The sequence below is a fragment of the Risungbinella massiliensis genome (assembly GCF_000942395.1).
Classification (GTDB): Bacteria; Bacillota; Bacilli; order Thermoactinomycetales; family Thermoactinomycetaceae; genus Risungbinella; species Risungbinella massiliensis.
In genome coordinates, this window is sequence record NZ_LN812102.1 from 467,453 (window position 1) to 484,882 (window position 17,430).

The following is a 17,430-nucleotide window of genomic DNA, read 5'->3' on the forward strand; positions in this document are numbered from 1 at the left end:
GCAACAATACCCTTTCGATACACTAATGTACTGAAACTCATTATGCTCTATACTGGATCTTTTGATTAAATCCCCTCTATATTTCGTCATCTTCTCACAAAATCCAATGGATTGAGCGGAATATTGTTTCTCCTAATTTCAAAATGTAGATGTGGTCCAGTTGATCGCCCTGTGTTCCCTACATATCCAATGACCTGTCCTTGGCGTACTACTTGCCCAGTATGAACAGTGACAGATTGCAAGTGCCCATATAATGAGGTATATCCATTTTCATGTTCAATGACGATGTAGTTTCCATACCCTCCTGAATCATAGCGGACCGTGATAATACCACTAGCCGAGGCATGTAAAGGGGCACCTAGCGCATTCGGTCCTGATATATCGATACCACGGTGTTCTTTTTTGTTACCATTGATTGGATCAGTACGAACTCCAAAAGGAGAAGTGATATTAGATAAAGTAGGAACTGGCCAATGAAATATCCCTGTAAAAGGACTGTGACTAGAGTTGCCCGCATCGACTGGCACACTGAACTCAGATGCTTTTTGGATAACAGATTGTACATAACTATCACTATGATTATAGGCTCGGATTGCGCTTTCAATCTCGCCATTTGCTGCTCCATTTTTAGCAAGATACTGAGCAGTGGCATAGATTGCATCCACCTCGTTCCATGGATCGCACAGTCCATCCCCATTTCCATCTGTTCCATAGCCATTATATTTTTGGATCATCTTGCAATCCGTTATCGCAATTGGATAGGTATCTGGTATATCCCCTACTCGGGTCGCAACTCCAGGATGATCATTTCGCCAGCTCCATCCAATCCAAGTAAGATCCATAAAGTAGAGTAAGCACCCAGCGCCTTACCGTCTTTCGACGGTAGGTTTCCAAGCACTCCTCTCCGAACCGTACGTACACCTCTCGATGTATACGGCTCTCCATCTATCAATCTAGCTTCCCTGCATGAAGGTCTACATGGCACTTTGTACAAAGTGCCAACGTTTTTCTTCTTCTGGCAATCATGAATTTTTCCCATTCTTTCTTGCCTTTCAGGTCTTTTAGCTTCTTTACGTGGTGCATCTCTAAAGGTACGTTTTCTGATCCACACCATTCACATTTTGTAGCTAAAAGTCTCTCCATCAAACTAGTTCGGGTTCCTCTGATTTTGAGGGCATTTGGTTCATTATCGACTGTAGGATCGTTTTCGATCTTATATCTTTGCCGTTTCAAACCTTGGTCATAAAAGAATCGAGTTTTTGTTCCTGATTTAGTGCTATATTTCACTCCGAATTTACCGTTAATTTGGTATTTGGCAATTATTTTCTTAACGCTCGATTTATACTTGTTAGCATACGTTTTGTACATGGAGTACTCCATGTAATACTTAAACGTGCTAATAGAATGCGAGACATTCGTTGCTAGTTTGTAGTAGTTATACATACCTCTAATTTCGGAGTTATATGTTTCTAGTATTTCTAAGTCATCATTGAAAACCAGTGGTATCCTGTGTGCCGATCGCCATTTATTGGTGTTCGGTATCATCTTGATTGCTTGATACTGGAAGAGTTTGTCAACCCAGACCTTTTGCGGAACAAGTAAGGTACATATCATTCCATACCTTTGAGAGATTCCGTTGCTGTTGTACTTGATCATTGGACTTCTTGGTACGACAAGGTCGTACCCTAGGAATTGTGCCTTTTTAGAACTATGAGTGATGAGCGTTTTTTCTTGAGATAGTTCTAAACTTAGGTGTTTCATCAGAAAGTTAGTTAGATCTTGTTTGATTTTCTGACAGTCTTCCTTACTTCCTATCACTCCAATGACAAAGTCGTCAGCATACCTTACATAATGCATCCTGCGGAAGCTTTTATCCATTGGTTCAAAATACGGAATTTCCATCAGTTCTTTCTTGGCTTTTTTTATTTCTCTAACGGCGATTGATTTCTGGTCTTCGGAGAGTGTGTTCCATATCTTGTTGTAACTCTTTCGGAGTTTATAGTTCTTATGCTCTTTGCTTCTATAAACTTTGTTTCTTCTACTCCATCTTGTGCCTTTATCAAACCGCTGTTTGTATTCCTCAATATATTGATCTAGTTCATTCAAGTAAATATTCGCCAAAATCGGACTGATAATTCCACCTTGAGGGGTTCCACTATAGGTCTTCTGGAACTTCCAGTCTTCGATGTACCCTGCTCTTAAGAATTTCCATATTAGGTCGATGAACTTTTCATCGTTAATATTCTTCTTAAGAATATTAATAAGTACATGATGATTGATGTTATCAAAGAAACCTTTGATGTCACCCTCGACGAACCATTTGACTCCTGTGAAGCACTTCTGTGCTTGATGGAGTGCTGTGTGACAGCTTTTATTCTTCCGGAATCCATGACTGAAGTCCGAAAACTTCTTTTCATAGATAGATTCTAGAATGCTTCTGATTACCTCTTGGACAAGTTTGTCCTCAAAGGAAGGTATACCTAATGGTCTGGTTTTTCCGTCTTTCTTGGGTATGTGTACTCTTCTAACTGGTTTTGGTTGATAACTTAGATCTTTTATTTTCTCGATGATCTTTTCGATTCTTTTAAGACTCATACCATCAATGGTTTCGTCATCCGTACCTTCTGTCATGTTTCCTTCCTTTGCATACAACTTGTTGTATGCTTGAAGGTAAAACTCGACATTGTAAAGATTCCGATACAACCTCTGGTATTTGTACCCAACTTGTGTTGATTTCGAGGCTAGATTGTCTAACACTACTATTGGACTTCTCATAGAGCCTCACGCTCCTTCCCAATTTGGTATTAGACTAGATAAACTGTTCTCCTTCGCCATGTGGTAAGCTTTCCCTACCTCGGACTACTACGAGAACTCCGTCACCGTAGCGGATATTCAGACCCTATTGGTCATAGCCTTTCGGCGTTCCGCCTTAGGTGATCCACGTTTAGACACTAAAAGACATAGCGGATAGTAGTGTCGGATGCGACGTTCGTCCTTTTCCTTTTACAAAGGCTGGGCAACCAAGAGTCGCGTTAGTATCAGCTTTCAGACATCTGATACTACTTTTATGACTTCGATACACAGTTAATCGAGTCAACCTGGTTGTACGGCGTTTCTAGCTACCTTTCGCTGTAGGCGGACCTACTCCCCCTCGGACTGTCATTCAAGCAGTTTAGCCTTCATCCTCATCTACTAATTCTCGTCTTGCCACTCAGTCGTGGTTTGGTAACTAACCAACTTGTGACTTTCCCAACATGCTACACTCCCCGTTTAGTTTCCCTCCCGGATAAGTTGGGTGACGACAGGTTCTGATTACGACTTATAACCTGCACCTTTGCCAAAGGTGATTCTTTTAGCGCCCTTACGTGCGCACCTGCGTCGGTCCGATCGCACCAACTGAGCTGGTCATTTCTTTTCGTATCGGATCAGTAGGAGCCGTCGTACGACCAAAGTTCGTCTCTTTCCAATGAATCGCGGCAAGAAATTGCCAGGGTACACGAGCCTTCTTCCCTGCCGCTTGGTAGATTGGAAAAAGATCTGCTGGGATTTGTTGCTTGCCAAGTTCGGAAATGGTACTGTCCATCTCCAACTCAGGAACTTTCTCCTGATCAAGTTGTGCCACTAACGCAGCCAATAAGTAAAGACTGATAAAAAGCCCACTGATCAAAAGAAGAAGAGCACCCATCGCTCGAAGGAAATCATGGGTAAGTCGTAACGAAACAGGGGTATCCGGCTGCATCTAAATGGCCTCCTGTCGTACGACCTTCCATTTCCCATCCGTACTTTTCTTCAGAGAATACCAATAATCGGATTCCCACTTGTCTGTTGACACAACCACCACATGATACGTAATACCTCCTGCAATATACGAAGGCTCTACAAGGGAAGAGGTCATCTCTTTGATCTGAATAGGAGGAAGTAGTTTCTGACTGCTTTTGAGCTTATTTAAATACTCTTCCGTCGTATAATCCTTCAGCTGGTCTGCTAATTCTGTTGGGCCCGTCTGAGTGCTGGTCAGATAAATTCGCAAAAAGGATTCAATTACTTTTTTTGACTCGGTCCGATCTTGTTCCGATAAACTTACAGGCTCAGACGGAATGATTACAGCTGGCGGACTTGGCACAGGCGGTGTAGGTGTAGGTTGCATTGGAACAGGCGGAACAACCGGGTTCGGAAACGGTTGTACTGGATTAGGTGACGGCTGCACCGGATTTGGCTGAATAACAACTGGTTGTTCTGTTGGATTTGGTATAGGAGTTGCTTTTGGCTTACCAGATGGAGAGTCTGAAAAATCGTATTGTGTAAAGTACCAAGTCGTACATACACCCGCCCAGATCACAGCGAAAATCATTCGTATCATCCAGGATTTTTTCATTTTTTTCTCCTCCAAGTAAACCACTTCGATGCTTTCTTCTGTTCGGTAACCACTTCCTCATATACCTCGTCGATTTCTTCTTGAATCTCTTTTCGTTTTGCTAGATCGCTCTCCACTGTTTCCTTTTTCGGATCCTCACTTGATTCGACTAATCCTACCTGATCATCTATTTCCACTCGATTTTCTACTGATGGGTCTTTTTGTTCCTCGCCTAATGACTCTCGTATTCGTGACTCTGGTTCCGCACTAGTTACAACAGCAGTTCTGCGAGAAGTGTCTGGCTCAGTAGATACGAAAGATTTTCGATTTCTCGTCATCTTCATTTGTGTAGGAGATTCAGATCGGGTTGGTTTGATCCGATTCCGATAGCTCTCTGTCCGTTGCCATGCACCAGTGGTGGTTTGCATTGCAAAGGTTCCAGGCATTCGGAGGAACGTTGGCAATGATTTACGGAAGAAATAAAGGGTAAACAAAATGATCATCTGGGTAAACATCGTAAAGCCCCAGCCCCACGAGGTGGCATTTCCGGTATAGTAGAGCATTCCTTGGAAAAATAGAAGACCTGCTAATAGTAGAGAGATGATGATCTTGTAAATTCCTGCGATCACAGCTAATTGGAACCACCGAAAGAGCATCACTTCTCCCCATGCAGGGATAAAGACAAGCAAGAAGAGAAATGGAGCAAAGATTGCTAGAATCAAGAGAAACAAGTGACAAGCTAAGGATGCACCTGCTATCGCTAATAAAAAGAGACCATAACAGGAACCTAGAACGAACGTAAGGAGAGTAATAAATACACGAGAGCCCATCCCCGCCTCGGTCATCGAAGTATATTTAGGTCGAATGTTCGGATCGATGGTTTCAGGGACTGTACCGCTACTCATCTCTTTGCTATACGAGCCTTGGGTGTAGAGTGTTGCCTGCTTTTTTCTTTCTAAGCGTTGCATTGCATCTAATGGGTTTCGAGATAAAAAGTAGTTTGCATCCTCTTGAACCGTAGTAGGGCTTGTCCCACTTGGAGCAACTGCCGGTCCATCGTAATAATCTCCAAACTCTGCCATTTGCCAAGGAAGATAGACGTTGTAGCGGAAAAACTGATCTCCTACATGCAGCAAAGAAGCATTAGCTGTTGAAAGGCCTTGCACTTTGGGAGCCTTTGGGTCCACCGCACCATAGACAGTAAAAACCATCTCGCCTCCAGCACGCCCAATTTTATTCAGGCTTGAAATAAGCATTGGCATATTCGCTAATAAGGTAAAAGCTAGAATCAGGCTAACCATCATGTTGAGCATCTTGCGGAAAATACCTCCATCTTTGCGAAACGAGAAGATCAATCCAAGCCCACAACAAAACAACACCAAAACAAAAAGATTCCCCACAAACAACTTTTCTCGAAGAGCTAACACGAATGCACCAATCGGTTTTACCAAGGCATCAAACGTTGTGAGATTATAACTCCATTGCAAGACATAAACCGTAAATTTAGCTGCTGCAGCAATTCCATACCAGATAAAATCGAGTAAGGAATCGAGAGCTTGGTAAAAAGGAGAATAGTGATAATCCTCACTATCTAACGAATAATTAGCTACTTCATATTGGTCGTAAATCGGTTGATAGGTACTCGACTGGATCGGTTTTTGATCTGGCAAAATACTATCTGCTGAAGATTGGGAATTGCTCACCCCTATTGTGTTGGCCGCAACAGGAGTAGAAAGAAAACAAATCATGAGAAGAAAGAAGGCTGATATAACCAGCCACTTACCCTTTTCCTTCTTAAGAAAACAAACTGCCATTCCTAACTAGCCCCCTCTTCCTAAAGTAGTAGTCTCGATGTCTTGGTATCTTGGGTTCGATATTTTCCCCATTTTTCTTCCCGCTCTTGTAGGATCTGGGGGTTACTAGTTTGAAAACACCGGTATAGCTCAGGATCGATCTGGTGAAGCGGGAATTTCACTTGTCCTACATTACCCTCAAAGTCCCTCATAAAATAGGATCCAGAAGTCATATTCCGTTTATCCATCAACCGCTCGACATTCTGGTTGGTAGAAGTGATCCCTAACAAATCACAAGCACGAATCGCTTCTTGTCGATCATCCATTCGATACACAAAGCGATTTGTTACATTACTTCGCACTTCTCCTCCACCATCATCGGCATATGATGAGGCTTCCAGTTGGATATCTCGTGCATTGTGTGTGCAAAGAATGACATTGTTACGTTTCGATCGTCCCGTACGAAGGAGCACACGGAGCAAGTTCGCCCCTTCTGGATCATCGGTGATGAAATAAGCCTCATCGATTAAAATTGTACGATACTCTCGTTCCTCGTCTGCAAATTGACGTGCCAAATCGAGAACTGCTAAAAAAACAGCTTTTTTGTTCCGATTTTCCGTAGTATCCTCTTGTGTACCTCCCCACAATCCTTGGATCTGGAGAATGGTGAGAGGATTTGTAAGATCCAATAATTCCTTCGTTCCATCATGAAACAAAAGTCGGGTTAATCCAGATGTAGCCCTCATTTGAAGCGTAGCATGAATATCTGCTGCTGCCTTTTTCGCCTCTACTTGGATACTGTCATGAAAGCCAAAATCCAGCTTGTCATCCAAAAACTCTTCCAATCGATCGATCACTTTCATTAGAGATGGCTTCGATTGGTGAATGACCTTGTCTACTGCCTTTTCTATTACTTTTTCATAAATGCTATCATTCTGTCGATTGGCTAGAAAATTGAGGATCGACTTGGCAAAAGAGATCGACGATGCATCTTGATTACCATTCGTAATACGAGCTAATGGGTCTAACTTTCCTTGATCTTCCTCTGCATCACGCAGAGTTACCATGGTCGTTACCTTTTGAAGATGAGGCAAGGCATATGGCCAATGCCAACGTTCATTTTTTGGATCAAAGATAAGTGCTTTGGCTCCGCGCATCAATTCTTGATGAATCATATAATTGGCTAGCATAGATTTTCCACTACCTGGAGCTCCTTGAATGAGCGATGATCCGGTAGCCGCTCGCTTCGAATCATCGGAACCACGACGTGGGTTCAATAAGACTGGAGTTAATTCTTGATTTCCTGTGTATCCAATGAGAAACCCGGATGGATCTCCTATTTTGGAAGTTGCCATGGGCATCGTAGCTGCTAACCATTCGGTGGTAAGCCGTAGAAAATATTGAGATCCTAATTTTTTGGGAAACCCCGGTAAGGTGTTATAAAAGAGTTGGCGTTGCATTTTTTTCGGTACTTGTAACTCATAGCTTGCTAGCGCTTTTGCAATGTGGGATCTGTTTTGATACACAATCTCAGGAGTCTCTCCCCATGTACATAGAGTGATTCTCGTACGGAACATAGGATACTCTGTTTCATTTAGATATTCTTGTAATTCTGTAGACTCGTCTATTACATGTTGTGTAAGACTCTGTACTTCGGCTGTCTTTACCCATTGCCGATTCGCATTTCCTTTGGAGATATGCTTGCTTGCCTTTAGCTTCCATTTCACTTCTTGTGTATGAATCGGCTGAAACTGAATACAGATTTCTACAGGACATGGTACTTTGTCTTGAATGGTATGAAATAAAGTCGTTTCCCCTGGGTAACTCCCTGATCCTTTTGGTAAACGAGATACGGTGAGAAACGAAAAGTAGCCCGTCTTCGGTCCTTCTGGAAATTCCTTTTCAAAGCGTAGCATTCCAGGTACAGATTTCTTATCCAACATTACATCTTGGAATGCTCGACTAATACGCACGGGATCGGAGGAGAGTAAAAAAGCCTCAGGTGATTCAAAGCCATCTACATAATCGTCTTCCGATAGATTTTGAGGATCGACTCCTCTCATCGCACACCGATTGACCAGCCAATCTGTCTCAATTGGTTCCAATCTTCGAATTGGAAAATAGGAGGAGATCAACTTATAGACGAGCTCTTCTTTTCGCTGGAATTCGTTCCATTCGCGAGAGCTAATGGTATATGGCTCTCCTGCTAAGAGATGTTCTGTCTTCTTCGTTACATCACTAATAGTCTCCCAGAAGGCTTGTACCATCTCTTCTATTAAAGATCCGGCGACTTGTTCTACAAACAGAATAAGATACGTCCGGTATTGATAGGGAATCTGAACCATATGATCCTTCATCCGTTTGATTCCGTCCTCAAAGGACTCTACTAAAACCTCGGGTGGATTGCTTCCTTTGGTGAGATCTTCTGTTGGATCATACCCAACGGGGACCATTAAAAACATACCAGAGTAGCGTAACTTGGCGATTAGGGATTCCATTTGATAAAGTAGCTGATCGTACTCATCTCGTTTTTTAAAATCAAAATGAATTGGGTTGAGTTCAAAGCAAGCAGCTGCATGATATCGACTTGCTTTTGTTACGATTAAGTTCTTCTTCCATAACACATAGGGACTCGCAAGCGTAGTCATTCCTTTTCCTCCTTCACAAACAGACGTTCTATCATCGTTCTTTCCTGGAATGGTTCAAATACATGTTCCGTAACAAAATAGGTCAATGAGAGTGCCACATATCTCCAAAAACTAAGCCCATCTCGTTTTACCAACGAAAGAAGAAACGTCGGAACAGCAATAGGGATAAAGAGATAAGGGATAAAGAACCAGTTTTCCTCCCATACCCATTGAAAAATGGGATAAAGTGGTTCCCAGTTTCCTAATAACCAGACACTGACGTATGTAATAAAAAAGAGACTAATCCAATCGATCACAAATGATTTTGCGGATGTACCAAACAATTGAAGCTCAAACGCACGCTGAAAAGAGCGAACTTGTCTTGGTGCTCTTTCTTCTGGAAGTTCTTTCATGTTATGATGTTCCTCCTATAACCAAACAAAGGAGAGCAGCTGCCCTCCATCGTTAACTAGCTTTGGTTGGAAATCCTAATTCAAATAGTTGCGAAACAACTACGATGACGGTATCTCGAAAAGAAGCACTTCCTACAAATGCGATTGCTAGTCCTCCTGCCAAGATGATCCCAATAGTTCGCCACAAATCTCCTTCGCGAATAGATCGGAAGGCGGCAAATCCTATGTATATCAAACCTACTGCTACAACAAAATTCGAGACGACCTGAAGGATGTCCATCTCCTTCCCTCCTTATGGTGTAGTTGATTGTATGGGAATAGAAGGAGTAGTCGATTCAATTAACCACTGTCCTCCGTTTTTCTGCATTATCAGCTGTAAAACCATTAAATTTTTACTGCCTAGCAACTCTACCTGAGCAACCGCTCTGACTTTGGCTTTGGAAGCAGCCCCATCAATGGAAGTTATTTCGATAGTAGGAATCTGGTGGAGCTTCCCACTTAGTACAGCTCGTTCTTTTTGATCAACAAAGGCAAAACCTATATTTTGGGGAGTTCCTCCAACATATTGTTGGAAGAAAAATTCCACTTTTTTCTTAATTGCTTCTTGTTCGGTGATCGATAACGTATTTGCAGGCATTTCCTTTGGTTTCACTACCGCTTTCTTTGGTTCTGGTAGATAGGTAGGTAGATCCGATACTGCAAATTGGCCATTGGATTGAATCAACATCGGAACAGATAAATAGAGGTTATTTACCTTAAATGAATCAATTGGATCTTTAACGGAAACTTGCACCACCACATTCACTTGTCCTTCGTCCACAGTTCCTACATTCCATTCCTGAGCTCCAAGCACTTCACGACGTGTTCCATCTATCGAATCTTTTGGTAACTCCCAACCCGTTGCGACATACTTTTGAGCTGCCATCATGTCTCCTTGTACCCAAGCAACCGCAAAATCTTTTGCCCAGCGAAGGGCACCAGGCGCGTTGTCAACAATGGAGGACTCTTCTTTTATTGTCACAACCTGATTCGTTGAAGTAGGAACTGGTTTCGAAACTACCTCTTGTGACTTCCAATATGGTGTTTGGAAAAAGGCAAGAATCAAGAGTAGAGAAATAATCGACAACATGAGTAGATTCACCCATATTTTCGTTAATACAGTTCGTACTTTTCTTCTTCGATGCTGTTTCGTACTTTTTGATTGTTTCTTCTCATGATGTAATACTTGCTCTTCAGTCAATACAATACGTCCCTTCTTATCCGAATCTCCCAATAAGTGTCAAGAGACTAAACTAGTACAATTATTTATTAATATTATTATTAACTTTATTTTAAGTAAACAGATAATGTTTTTTTAAATGACACCCTATATAAAGTATTTTATTTCTATAAAGCTATCATTTCTCATAGGTACCTTCGCTTTTTACTACGACATCTTGACAACAAAGAAGATGTCGTAGTATTGGAAGGTTAAATAAAACTAAAAAGAATTTTCTTTTAAAATGTAATACTTATCACTATAGAGTTCATATCTATATAATCAAGGCACTTCTATATTAGACTACATAATTTCAACTAACTTTAATCCCACAGCCCCATCTCCGTTAACTTTGCTTTTACCATGTCTACTACATATTTCGCATCATCGGAGTTATTCACTACATCAATCTCGTCCATATTCACATAGATCACTTCAGAGATTCCTTGTTTCTCATAATCTTTAATCCATTCTTTGTATCCTTCCCAAAGAACTTTATAGTAAGATTTCAGAGATTCATCTACCTCAAAATCTCTCCCTCTAATGGCTATTCTCTCTAATACTGTTTCGAAAGAACCATGAAGATAGATCATAATATCCGGTGCTTTTTTGGGTAGTTCCTCTATTTCTTCCATCATGTTATCAAATAGACCCTCATAGATCTCCATTTCAAGGTCAGATATTCTTCCTAAATCATGATTGATTTTGGCAAACAATCTATCTTCAAAGATACTTCTATCTAATACATTGTATTTACCATGTAGAGCTTTCTTAATAGATTTGAATCGAGTGTCTAGAAAGTATAGTTGAAGCAAAAATGGATATCGCTTCGCTTGAATCTCTTCTTCGCTTGCTGTATAGAAAAGAGGAAGAATCTTATTATCCTCTACGCTTTCATAATATACTGCACTACCTAATTCTCTACCCAAAAGCTCCGAAACGGAGGTCTTTCCCAGGGAAATCATCCCGCCTACTGTTAACAAATAACTTCCTCCTCTTACTGTTTTCATGCTGCCCCTCACTTATCCAGATTGTCATGGATACCAATATAAAATCTTATCATTTATATAACAAAAAGAAATATATTTCTACTCTTGATTAAAAGGAATTCAAGGATTCATTTGATATTCTATTTTTCAGAATTGTGATAAGCTTGTTTCGAGGTGAAAGTATTGAAGAGTAAACCGATATATGTTGAGGTATCTATTCATTCAGATATGGATCGGGTATGGGAGGCGACTTTAACTCCCCAACAGCATGAACAGTGGGATCTTCGTTTTTCTTCTATTACGTATTTACCAAAAGAAAAAAACGCTCCTCAGGAATTCACCTATGAAACGAATATTGGCTTCGGTATCCATATAGCAGGTTGGGGAAGAAGTGTTGGAACCTACCTTGCTGAAGATGATTCTAGAACATCTTCTTTGCATTTTGGAACGGATCAGAAAATCTCTATCATTCGAGAAGGAAAAGGATATTGGAAGTATCAACCTGACGAAGAGTCGACTACCTTTCTAACTCAATACGATTATCAAGTGAATCATGGCTATCTAGGTCATCTTTTTGATCACTTTTTATTTCGTCCCCTTTTAGGATGGGCAACAGCGCTTAGTTTTGATGTATTGAAACGATGGCTTGAAAAAGGAGAAACTCCTTCTACTCAATACATTCGGTTCTTTAGCTATTGGATTATTAGCCTATTGTTCTTTTTTGTTTGGACATACCATGGGTTAGTCCCTAAATTAATTAGTATGAATCCCGAGGAGATCAACATGGTCAGTAGCTTAGTCTCCCTAAGTCCTACACAAGCATCTTGGGTTGTCATCGGGTTGGGAATCGCTGAGATCGGATTGGGAATCACTTGGCTGCTTTATACAAATAAGCGAAGATTACTAGAGATTCAGATAATCCTCTTCCCACTGCTTACATTATCGGTTATTCTTGCAGATCCTAGTTATCTTGTTCATCCTTTTAATCCATTCACCTTGAACATCTCTTTATTTGTGCTATCCGTAATAGGATTCTTCGTAAGTGAAGATGTACCAACAGCGAAATACTGTAAGCGTCAAAAGCGGGGAGTCTAACATGTCCATATATAAACAGTTTCTGGGAGAATATTTTTACAATCTCCATCCTATGCTTCAAAAAAGATATGAAATGAAAAAAAAGACACCTTTTCGAGCAAGTGGAGTAATGAAAGAGATTAAGGGTGGGCCGAAATGGCTCTATCCTCTTTTTTGGTTGGGAGTAAAGTGCAAGCTACTGTTTCCAGAACACGGAAAAGATATTCCTTTTACGATTGTAAACTTATCATGTATGGGGGCTAATGGAGAAGAGCAGGTACATTGGGAGAGAATATTTCATTTCGGACAGAAGCGTCGATATTTTAATGCACGAATGAGTTTCGATCATCAGAAGAAAATTATCAAAGATTATTTAGGTGAACCTAGTTTGTTTTACTCTGATTTATCGTTGTTTGTGACTGACGATGGTTGTTTATCTATTAAATCAAAAAAACAGCGACTCGTATTAGGAAAGATCGAAATACCTCTACCTAGAATATTACAAGGCTTAGCAAATGTAACAGAGAAATATATAGAAGAAAAGCAAGTCTTTCATATTAAAGTAGAAGTCCGTAACCCAATAATAGGAACTGTTTTTTCTTATGAAGGAGAGTTTACATCAGATGACATTTCGTAAAATCGCTCTAACACACACTATTTTGTTTTTAGTCGTAGCTTTTGTTAGTGTCTCTCCTTGGTATTATTTGATGTTAACTGCCGCTCAGCTCATTTATGTTCCTCTTGCCTTACACCTGATCATGAAAAAAGGGGACTGGTTTAATCGGTTATATCCGTATATATCTACACCGGCTTATCTTTCCATTGTGATACTTCAGGTGACTTCTCAAACTGCATGGGATGGGCTTCTAGCAACAATTTATTTCCTCTTTACCTTTTTTGTAGCTGTTTACGGTTTCACTCGTTTCTTAAATAGAGGCTTTGCTCATCTAGAAGAATGTTCTATAGATATCGGATTAATGTATCTATGGATCGGAGGGGCTTGGTTTTTGGCTCATGAAGCCAATATCGATACGGGATTCTCTCCCATTATTAGATGGCTTACAGGTATTCACTTTCACCATTCTGCATTCCTGCTACCTATTTTTGTTGGGTTTCTTGGAAGACTATCTAAATCAACTTTATATAAAGTAACTTGTAGTATTATCCTAATATCTCCTATTATTGTAGCGTTAGGGATCACCTTTTCTAGATGGTTAGAACTCATTTCTGTTATTCTCTACATCATCGGAATTTATGGTCTTATCTTTTTATCTTGGAAAGCACCCATCCATCATGTTGTAGCTAAGGTCTTGATCCGCTTCTCTTTTGCTGCTTTAGGAGTAACGATTCTATTTTCATTCCTATATGCTCTTGGAAATGTATGGCGTGAATTCACCATTACCATAGACTTCATGTTGCGGTTTCATGGATTGTTAAATGGTTTTGTCTTTGCTTTTATCGGTTTGATCGGCTGGTCCCTGTTCACTCCTTTATCTAAAATGGATCGATGGGACTTTCCAATAAGTAAGATAAGAGGAAAAAAAGTTATTGGAGAAAGAATCTTAGAGGACATTAAGGATCGGAATAAAGACACGTTTTCTTATAAAGGTCTGGTGGATAATATGCACTCGTATGAACCAGAAGTATGTTATGAATCATTATCACCAACTATCCTAGATTTTTATGAAAACACAAACAATTACCGCCTTTTTGCAGAAGTAAAATGGCGTACTTGGTTTAAACCTTTTGTCCTGATCTATCGTTTGATCAGTCGCTATGTACAACAATTAAACTTACCTCTTTCAAGCGATAAGAAAGAAATGACAGGTAACATATATCCAATTCAAGATGAAATGGATGGAAGAAATAACACAAGATCCTGGGTACGGAAAATGGAGGACGAGGTCGTATTTGTAGCTCTGTACTCCTCTCATCAAAAACAAAACCACACTTACATGAATATTGCCTTACCATTACCTTGGTCGTCCATGATTGGGATTTTAGAACTCAAACAATATGGAAAAGAGTTAATACTGACCAGCAAAAGTAACTTAGAGAAAGCAGATTCAGATTCTGGGATATATCTTGCGATACACAATTATCTTTTAAAATTACCTATTCATGAACAATTTAACCTTATGGAAATCAGAAAAGGGGTGCTCAAAGCTCAACACAACATGTGGATCTTTTCTATTCCATTTTTAACAATCGATTATTTTATTTCCCATCGTAATGCAAAAGAGCTACTCCCTTAAAAGGAGCGGCTCTTTTGATTATAGAAATTACCCATACTTCATGACCAATCTGAATTTTGCAATACTCTATATATTGAATCAAACTCTCTTTTTCACTTCTATATACGTTGAAGACCTAACTCTTTGATCACATTACTTCCTTGGGATATGATCTTGGTCTGTTTATCCTTTATATAATTCCAACCTTTGTCTATCGCGTATCTGATTAGTACTGAAGCAACACTAGGTTTATAAAAATAAACAAAATAAGTATCGTGCCATGTAAAATATATATCAAAAAAAGGTTGTCTTTGTCTTTGATGAATAGGCTCGAATTTTTATATTATCCCTTGTCCATTCATCATTTACTACATAGTAAAACCGATGACCTTCTACTGTAATTTTTTTATATATTTTTCTATATACTTTATATTTATTCACCTATGTTTATTCACCTCAGATATCCAATATCAAAAAACCCCCACTTGCACAAAGTAGCAAGTGGGGGTTGGTTTGCCTGGCAATGACCTACTCTCCCAGGACCCTGCGGTCCAAGTACCATCGGCGCTGGAGGGCTTAACGATCGTGTTCGGGATGGGAACGAGTGGGACCCCTCCGCCATTATCACCAGACAGTCAGTGTCAAGACATATGAAATATGTCACACCCTGAAAATTAGAACAGAAGGCCAAGTGTATTGCAAATCGAAAAGTAAGACATGTGAGGAAAAGCCCTCGACCGATTCGTATCTGTCAGCTACACATGTTACCATGCTTCCACCTCAGACCGATCTACCTCGTCATCTACAANTAAATTGATAGCGTAGAAACTTAATGATCCAAAGAAGTTGTCTGCAAATTCGATTATAACGAGAGCGTTCAGGAAAAAATTGTCCTGAGAAAAAGTTCGCTTTTGCGAACGAATGCCAAGAACGTTCAGAAGTAAATCCCATCATTTTTCCTAATAAACAAACAGAGATGATGACAAAGTCCTTTTGGTACTGCTGATGAATGTTACGCCTTTGGCGTAATTTCAGTGGAACTAGATGATTATACATATCCTGAACTTCCAAAAGAATTTTATGATATAGCTTTTGAAGTTGCGGAAGTGATTTGATAAAATGAGAGTGCTCTTGCATGAGAAATTCCTCCTGATGATAAGGTCGCACTTTCATTTTGAAGGAATTTTCTTGCAAGGGCTATTATTTTGTTACTAGCACCACGGGTATGGATATGTCAATTTAGTAATATAGAAAAATGTATTTAAACAAATTGGAACATTAGAACAGGAACTTTCCATAATCAGTTTGCCCATCGAAAGTATCATCATTTTGATGGTAATAAAAAAAGACCAACCCATAAGGGTCGATCGTTTTTATTCGATTAAACAAATAATCCAACAAACATTGCAGATAAAACGGATACTAGGGCTCCACCAATCATTCCTTTAAATGCAAGACTCGCAATGACTGGTCGTTTCTCTGGGGCAAACACAGCTAGTCCAGAAGTACAGATCGCAATGGAGCTGAAATTAGCAAAACCGCATAAACTTACGGCGATCATCAGTTTTGCACGTTCGGAGAGGTTGGCAACTCCTTCCGTATACTCAGAAAAGGCAACAAATTCGTTAAGTGTTAGCTTCATTCCTATGAACTTCCCAGCTTCCACAGCCTCGGTTACCGATAGACCCATCAACCAACCGATTGGGAAGAAAATCCAGCCTAAGATCTGTTCCAACGAAAGATTTACAAGACCCAAAGCTCCATTAAGAGTAGCTACGATCGCAATAATCGCAATAAGAGAAGCTCCTACTGCCAAAGCCAATTGCAGACCATCCATGGTTCCTTTACTGATCGCTTCAATAATATTGGCACTTCCGCCTTTGCGATCAATTTGTACATCATCTGTGGCCTCTTCTGTCTCTGGTAAAAGTAATTTAGACACAAGCAAAGCTCCAAATGGTACCAGTGCACAAGCTAGTAGCAGAGCTTCCATTGGAACGCCCATCGCTGAGTATCCTACTAAAATGGACCCTGATACCGAGCCCATTCCAGAGACTAGAACAACCATAATTTCCGACTTAGTCATCTTAGGTAGATACTTTCCGACTACAACAGGTGCTTCTGTTTGTCCCAAAAAGACATTGGAGACTGCAACAAAACTTTCGGATTTAGAGGTACCCAGGATTTTCCCGATAGCTCCTCCTACAACACGAATAATCAATGGTAAAAGACCGATATAGTTTAACGCACTAACTAAGGCAGAGAAGAAAATGATGACACATAAAACTTGTATTGCAAATACAAAACCGGTAGAAGCAGTACTGTCAGCTAATGTACCCCAGACAAAGGAAGTTCCCTCTTTGGCATAATTCATTACTTTTTGTACTGCATTGGAAACCTGAAATAACACTTGTTGTCCTAGTTCAATTTTCACAAAAAACAGAGCCAGAAGTACTTGTGCTATCAATGCAAAACCAACCGTCTTGTATTGAATCTGCTTTCTGTTATCTGATAATAAGTACAAGATTCCTAAAACCACTACAATTCCAAGCACTGTAATAAGCTTGTCCAATTTTTATGTCCCCCTATGATGTGGTTTGCTCTGCTCGCCTCTTCTTTTGTGTCTAATTCTAAAACGTTTCCATTTTGGATACTACCAATAAATATTCATTTGTGCAATATTTTCTA

Annotated in this window: 14 protein-coding genes and 1 rRNA gene; 3 read left to right on the forward strand and 12 right to left on the reverse strand. The window is 40.1% G+C overall.

Annotated features, from left to right (window positions below; genetic code table 11):
* Positions 1–86: 86 nt before the first annotated feature.
* The 10 genes from VJ09_RS02740 to VJ09_RS02785 form a co-directional block, all read right to left on the reverse strand.
* Entirely contained in the window at positions 87–842 is a 756-nt protein-coding gene (locus VJ09_RS02740) for a M23 family metallopeptidase (protein WP_052807186.1), read from the reverse strand.
* Between the two features lie 106 nt (positions 843–948).
* Positions 949–2,775 (reverse strand): reverse transcriptase/maturase family protein, encoded by a 1,827-nt coding sequence (locus VJ09_RS02745; protein WP_044640141.1) that lies wholly within the window; start codon positions 2,773–2,775, stop codon positions 949–951.
* 586 nt (positions 2,776–3,361) lie between these two features.
* On the reverse strand, positions 3,362–3,739 hold the full coding sequence (locus tag VJ09_RS02750) for a lysozyme family protein (protein WP_044640142.1): 378 nt from the start codon (positions 3,737–3,739) through the stop codon (positions 3,362–3,364).
* Complete coding sequence (locus tag VJ09_RS02755; RefSeq protein WP_044640143.1) at positions 3,740–4,375, reverse strand: hypothetical protein; 636 nt, start codon at positions 4,373–4,375, stop codon at positions 3,740–3,742.
* The gene (locus VJ09_RS02760; protein WP_044640144.1) at positions 4,372–6,168 is read right to left on the reverse strand and encodes an energy-coupling factor transporter transmembrane component T family protein; all 1,797 of its coding nucleotides are present in this window, start codon (positions 6,166–6,168) and stop codon (positions 4,372–4,374) included. Before VJ09_RS02760 ends, VJ09_RS02755 begins: the two co-directional genes overlap by 4 nt.
* Before the next feature lie 20 nt (positions 6,169–6,188).
* Positions 6,189–8,795, reverse strand: a complete 2,607-nt coding sequence (locus VJ09_RS02765) for an ATP-binding protein (protein ID WP_044640145.1) — start codon at positions 8,793–8,795, stop codon at positions 6,189–6,191.
* Positions 8,792–9,187, reverse strand: a complete 396-nt coding sequence (locus VJ09_RS02770) for a hypothetical protein (RefSeq protein WP_044640146.1) — start codon at positions 9,185–9,187, stop codon at positions 8,792–8,794. Before VJ09_RS02770 ends, VJ09_RS02765 begins: the two co-directional genes overlap by 4 nt.
* Positions 9,188–9,239: 52 nt before the next feature.
* Complete coding sequence (locus tag VJ09_RS02775; RefSeq protein ID WP_044640147.1) at positions 9,240–9,467, reverse strand: hypothetical protein; 228 nt, start codon at positions 9,465–9,467, stop codon at positions 9,240–9,242.
* Between the two features lie 12 nt (positions 9,468–9,479).
* The gene (locus VJ09_RS02780; RefSeq protein WP_044640148.1) at positions 9,480–10,427 is read right to left on the reverse strand and encodes a conjugal transfer protein; all 948 of its coding nucleotides are present in this window, start codon (positions 10,425–10,427) and stop codon (positions 9,480–9,482) included.
* 341 nt (positions 10,428–10,768) lie between these two features.
* Positions 10,769–11,455 carry a deoxynucleoside kinase gene (locus VJ09_RS02785; RefSeq protein WP_044640149.1) on the reverse strand — a complete coding sequence of 229 codons (687 nt, stop codon included), beginning with the start codon at positions 11,453–11,455 and terminating at the stop codon, positions 10,769–10,771.
* Positions 11,456–11,608: 153 nt separating this feature from the next.
* Between VJ09_RS02785 and VJ09_RS02790 the strand changes: the two genes are divergently transcribed.
* The 3 genes from VJ09_RS02790 to VJ09_RS02800 are packed head-to-tail and all read left to right on the forward strand — an operon-like array spanning position 11,609 to position 14,763.
* A complete protein-coding gene (locus tag VJ09_RS02790) occupies positions 11,609–12,529 on the forward strand; it encodes a DoxX-like family protein (protein WP_407689965.1) in 921 nt (306 codons plus the stop codon).
* Between the two features lies 1 nt (position 12,530).
* A complete protein-coding gene (locus tag VJ09_RS02795) occupies positions 12,531–13,145 on the forward strand; it encodes a DUF4166 domain-containing protein (protein ID WP_044640151.1) in 615 nt (204 codons plus the stop codon).
* Positions 13,132–14,763 carry a YndJ family protein gene (locus VJ09_RS02800; protein WP_052807187.1) on the forward strand — a complete coding sequence of 544 codons (1,632 nt, stop codon included), beginning with the start codon at positions 13,132–13,134 and terminating at the stop codon, positions 14,761–14,763. The genes VJ09_RS02795 and VJ09_RS02800 overlap by 14 nt, the downstream gene beginning before the upstream one ends.
* Positions 14,764–15,257: 494 nt before the next feature.
* Here VJ09_RS02800 and rrf read toward each other — a convergent pair.
* Both rrf and VJ09_RS02815 read right to left on the reverse strand, forming a co-directional pair.
* Positions 15,258–15,374: ribosomal RNA gene (gene rrf, locus VJ09_RS02805) — 5S ribosomal RNA — on the reverse strand.
* Positions 15,375–16,123: 749 nt separating this feature from the next.
* On the reverse strand, positions 16,124–17,314 hold the full coding sequence (locus VJ09_RS02815; RefSeq protein WP_044640153.1) for a NupC/NupG family nucleoside CNT transporter: 1,191 nt from the start codon (positions 17,312–17,314) through the stop codon (positions 16,124–16,126).
* Positions 17,315–17,430: the final 116 nt, after the last annotated feature.

Bases quoted from the DNA above. Each gene is read 5' to 3' on its own strand.
- VJ09_RS02740 (WP_052807186.1), bottom strand. From the start codon at position 842: ATGGATCTTACTTGGATTGGATGGAGCTGGCGAAATGATCATCCTGGA.
- VJ09_RS02745 (WP_044640141.1), bottom strand. From the start codon at position 2,775: ATGAGAAGTCCAATAGTAGTGTTAGACAATCTAGCCTCGAAATCAACA.
- VJ09_RS02750 (WP_044640142.1), bottom strand. From the start codon at position 3,739: ATGCAGCCGGATACCCCTGTTTCGTTACGACTTACCCATGATTTCCTT.
- VJ09_RS02755 (WP_044640143.1), bottom strand. From the start codon at position 4,375: ATGAAAAAATCCTGGATGATACGAATGATTTTCGCTGTGATCTGGGCG.
- VJ09_RS02760 (WP_044640144.1), bottom strand. From the start codon at position 6,168: ATGGCAGTTTGTTTTCTTAAGAAGGAAAAGGGTAAGTGGCTGGTTATA.
- VJ09_RS02765 (WP_044640145.1), bottom strand. From the start codon at position 8,795: ATGACTACGCTTGCGAGTCCCTATGTGTTATGGAAGAAGAACTTAATC.
- VJ09_RS02770 (WP_044640146.1), bottom strand. From the start codon at position 9,187: ATGAAAGAACTTCCAGAAGAAAGAGCACCAAGACAAGTTCGCTCTTTT.
- VJ09_RS02775 (WP_044640147.1), bottom strand. From the start codon at position 9,467: ATGGACATCCTTCAGGTCGTCTCGAATTTTGTTGTAGCAGTAGGTTTG.
- VJ09_RS02785 (WP_044640149.1), bottom strand. From the start codon at position 11,455: ATGAAAACAGTAAGAGGAGGAAGTTATTTGTTAACAGTAGGCGGGATG.
- VJ09_RS02795 (WP_044640151.1), top strand. From the start codon at position 12,531: ATGTCCATATATAAACAGTTTCTGGGAGAATATTTTTACAATCTCCAT.
- VJ09_RS02800 (WP_052807187.1), top strand. From the start codon at position 13,132: ATGACATTTCGTAAAATCGCTCTAACACACACTATTTTGTTTTTAGTC.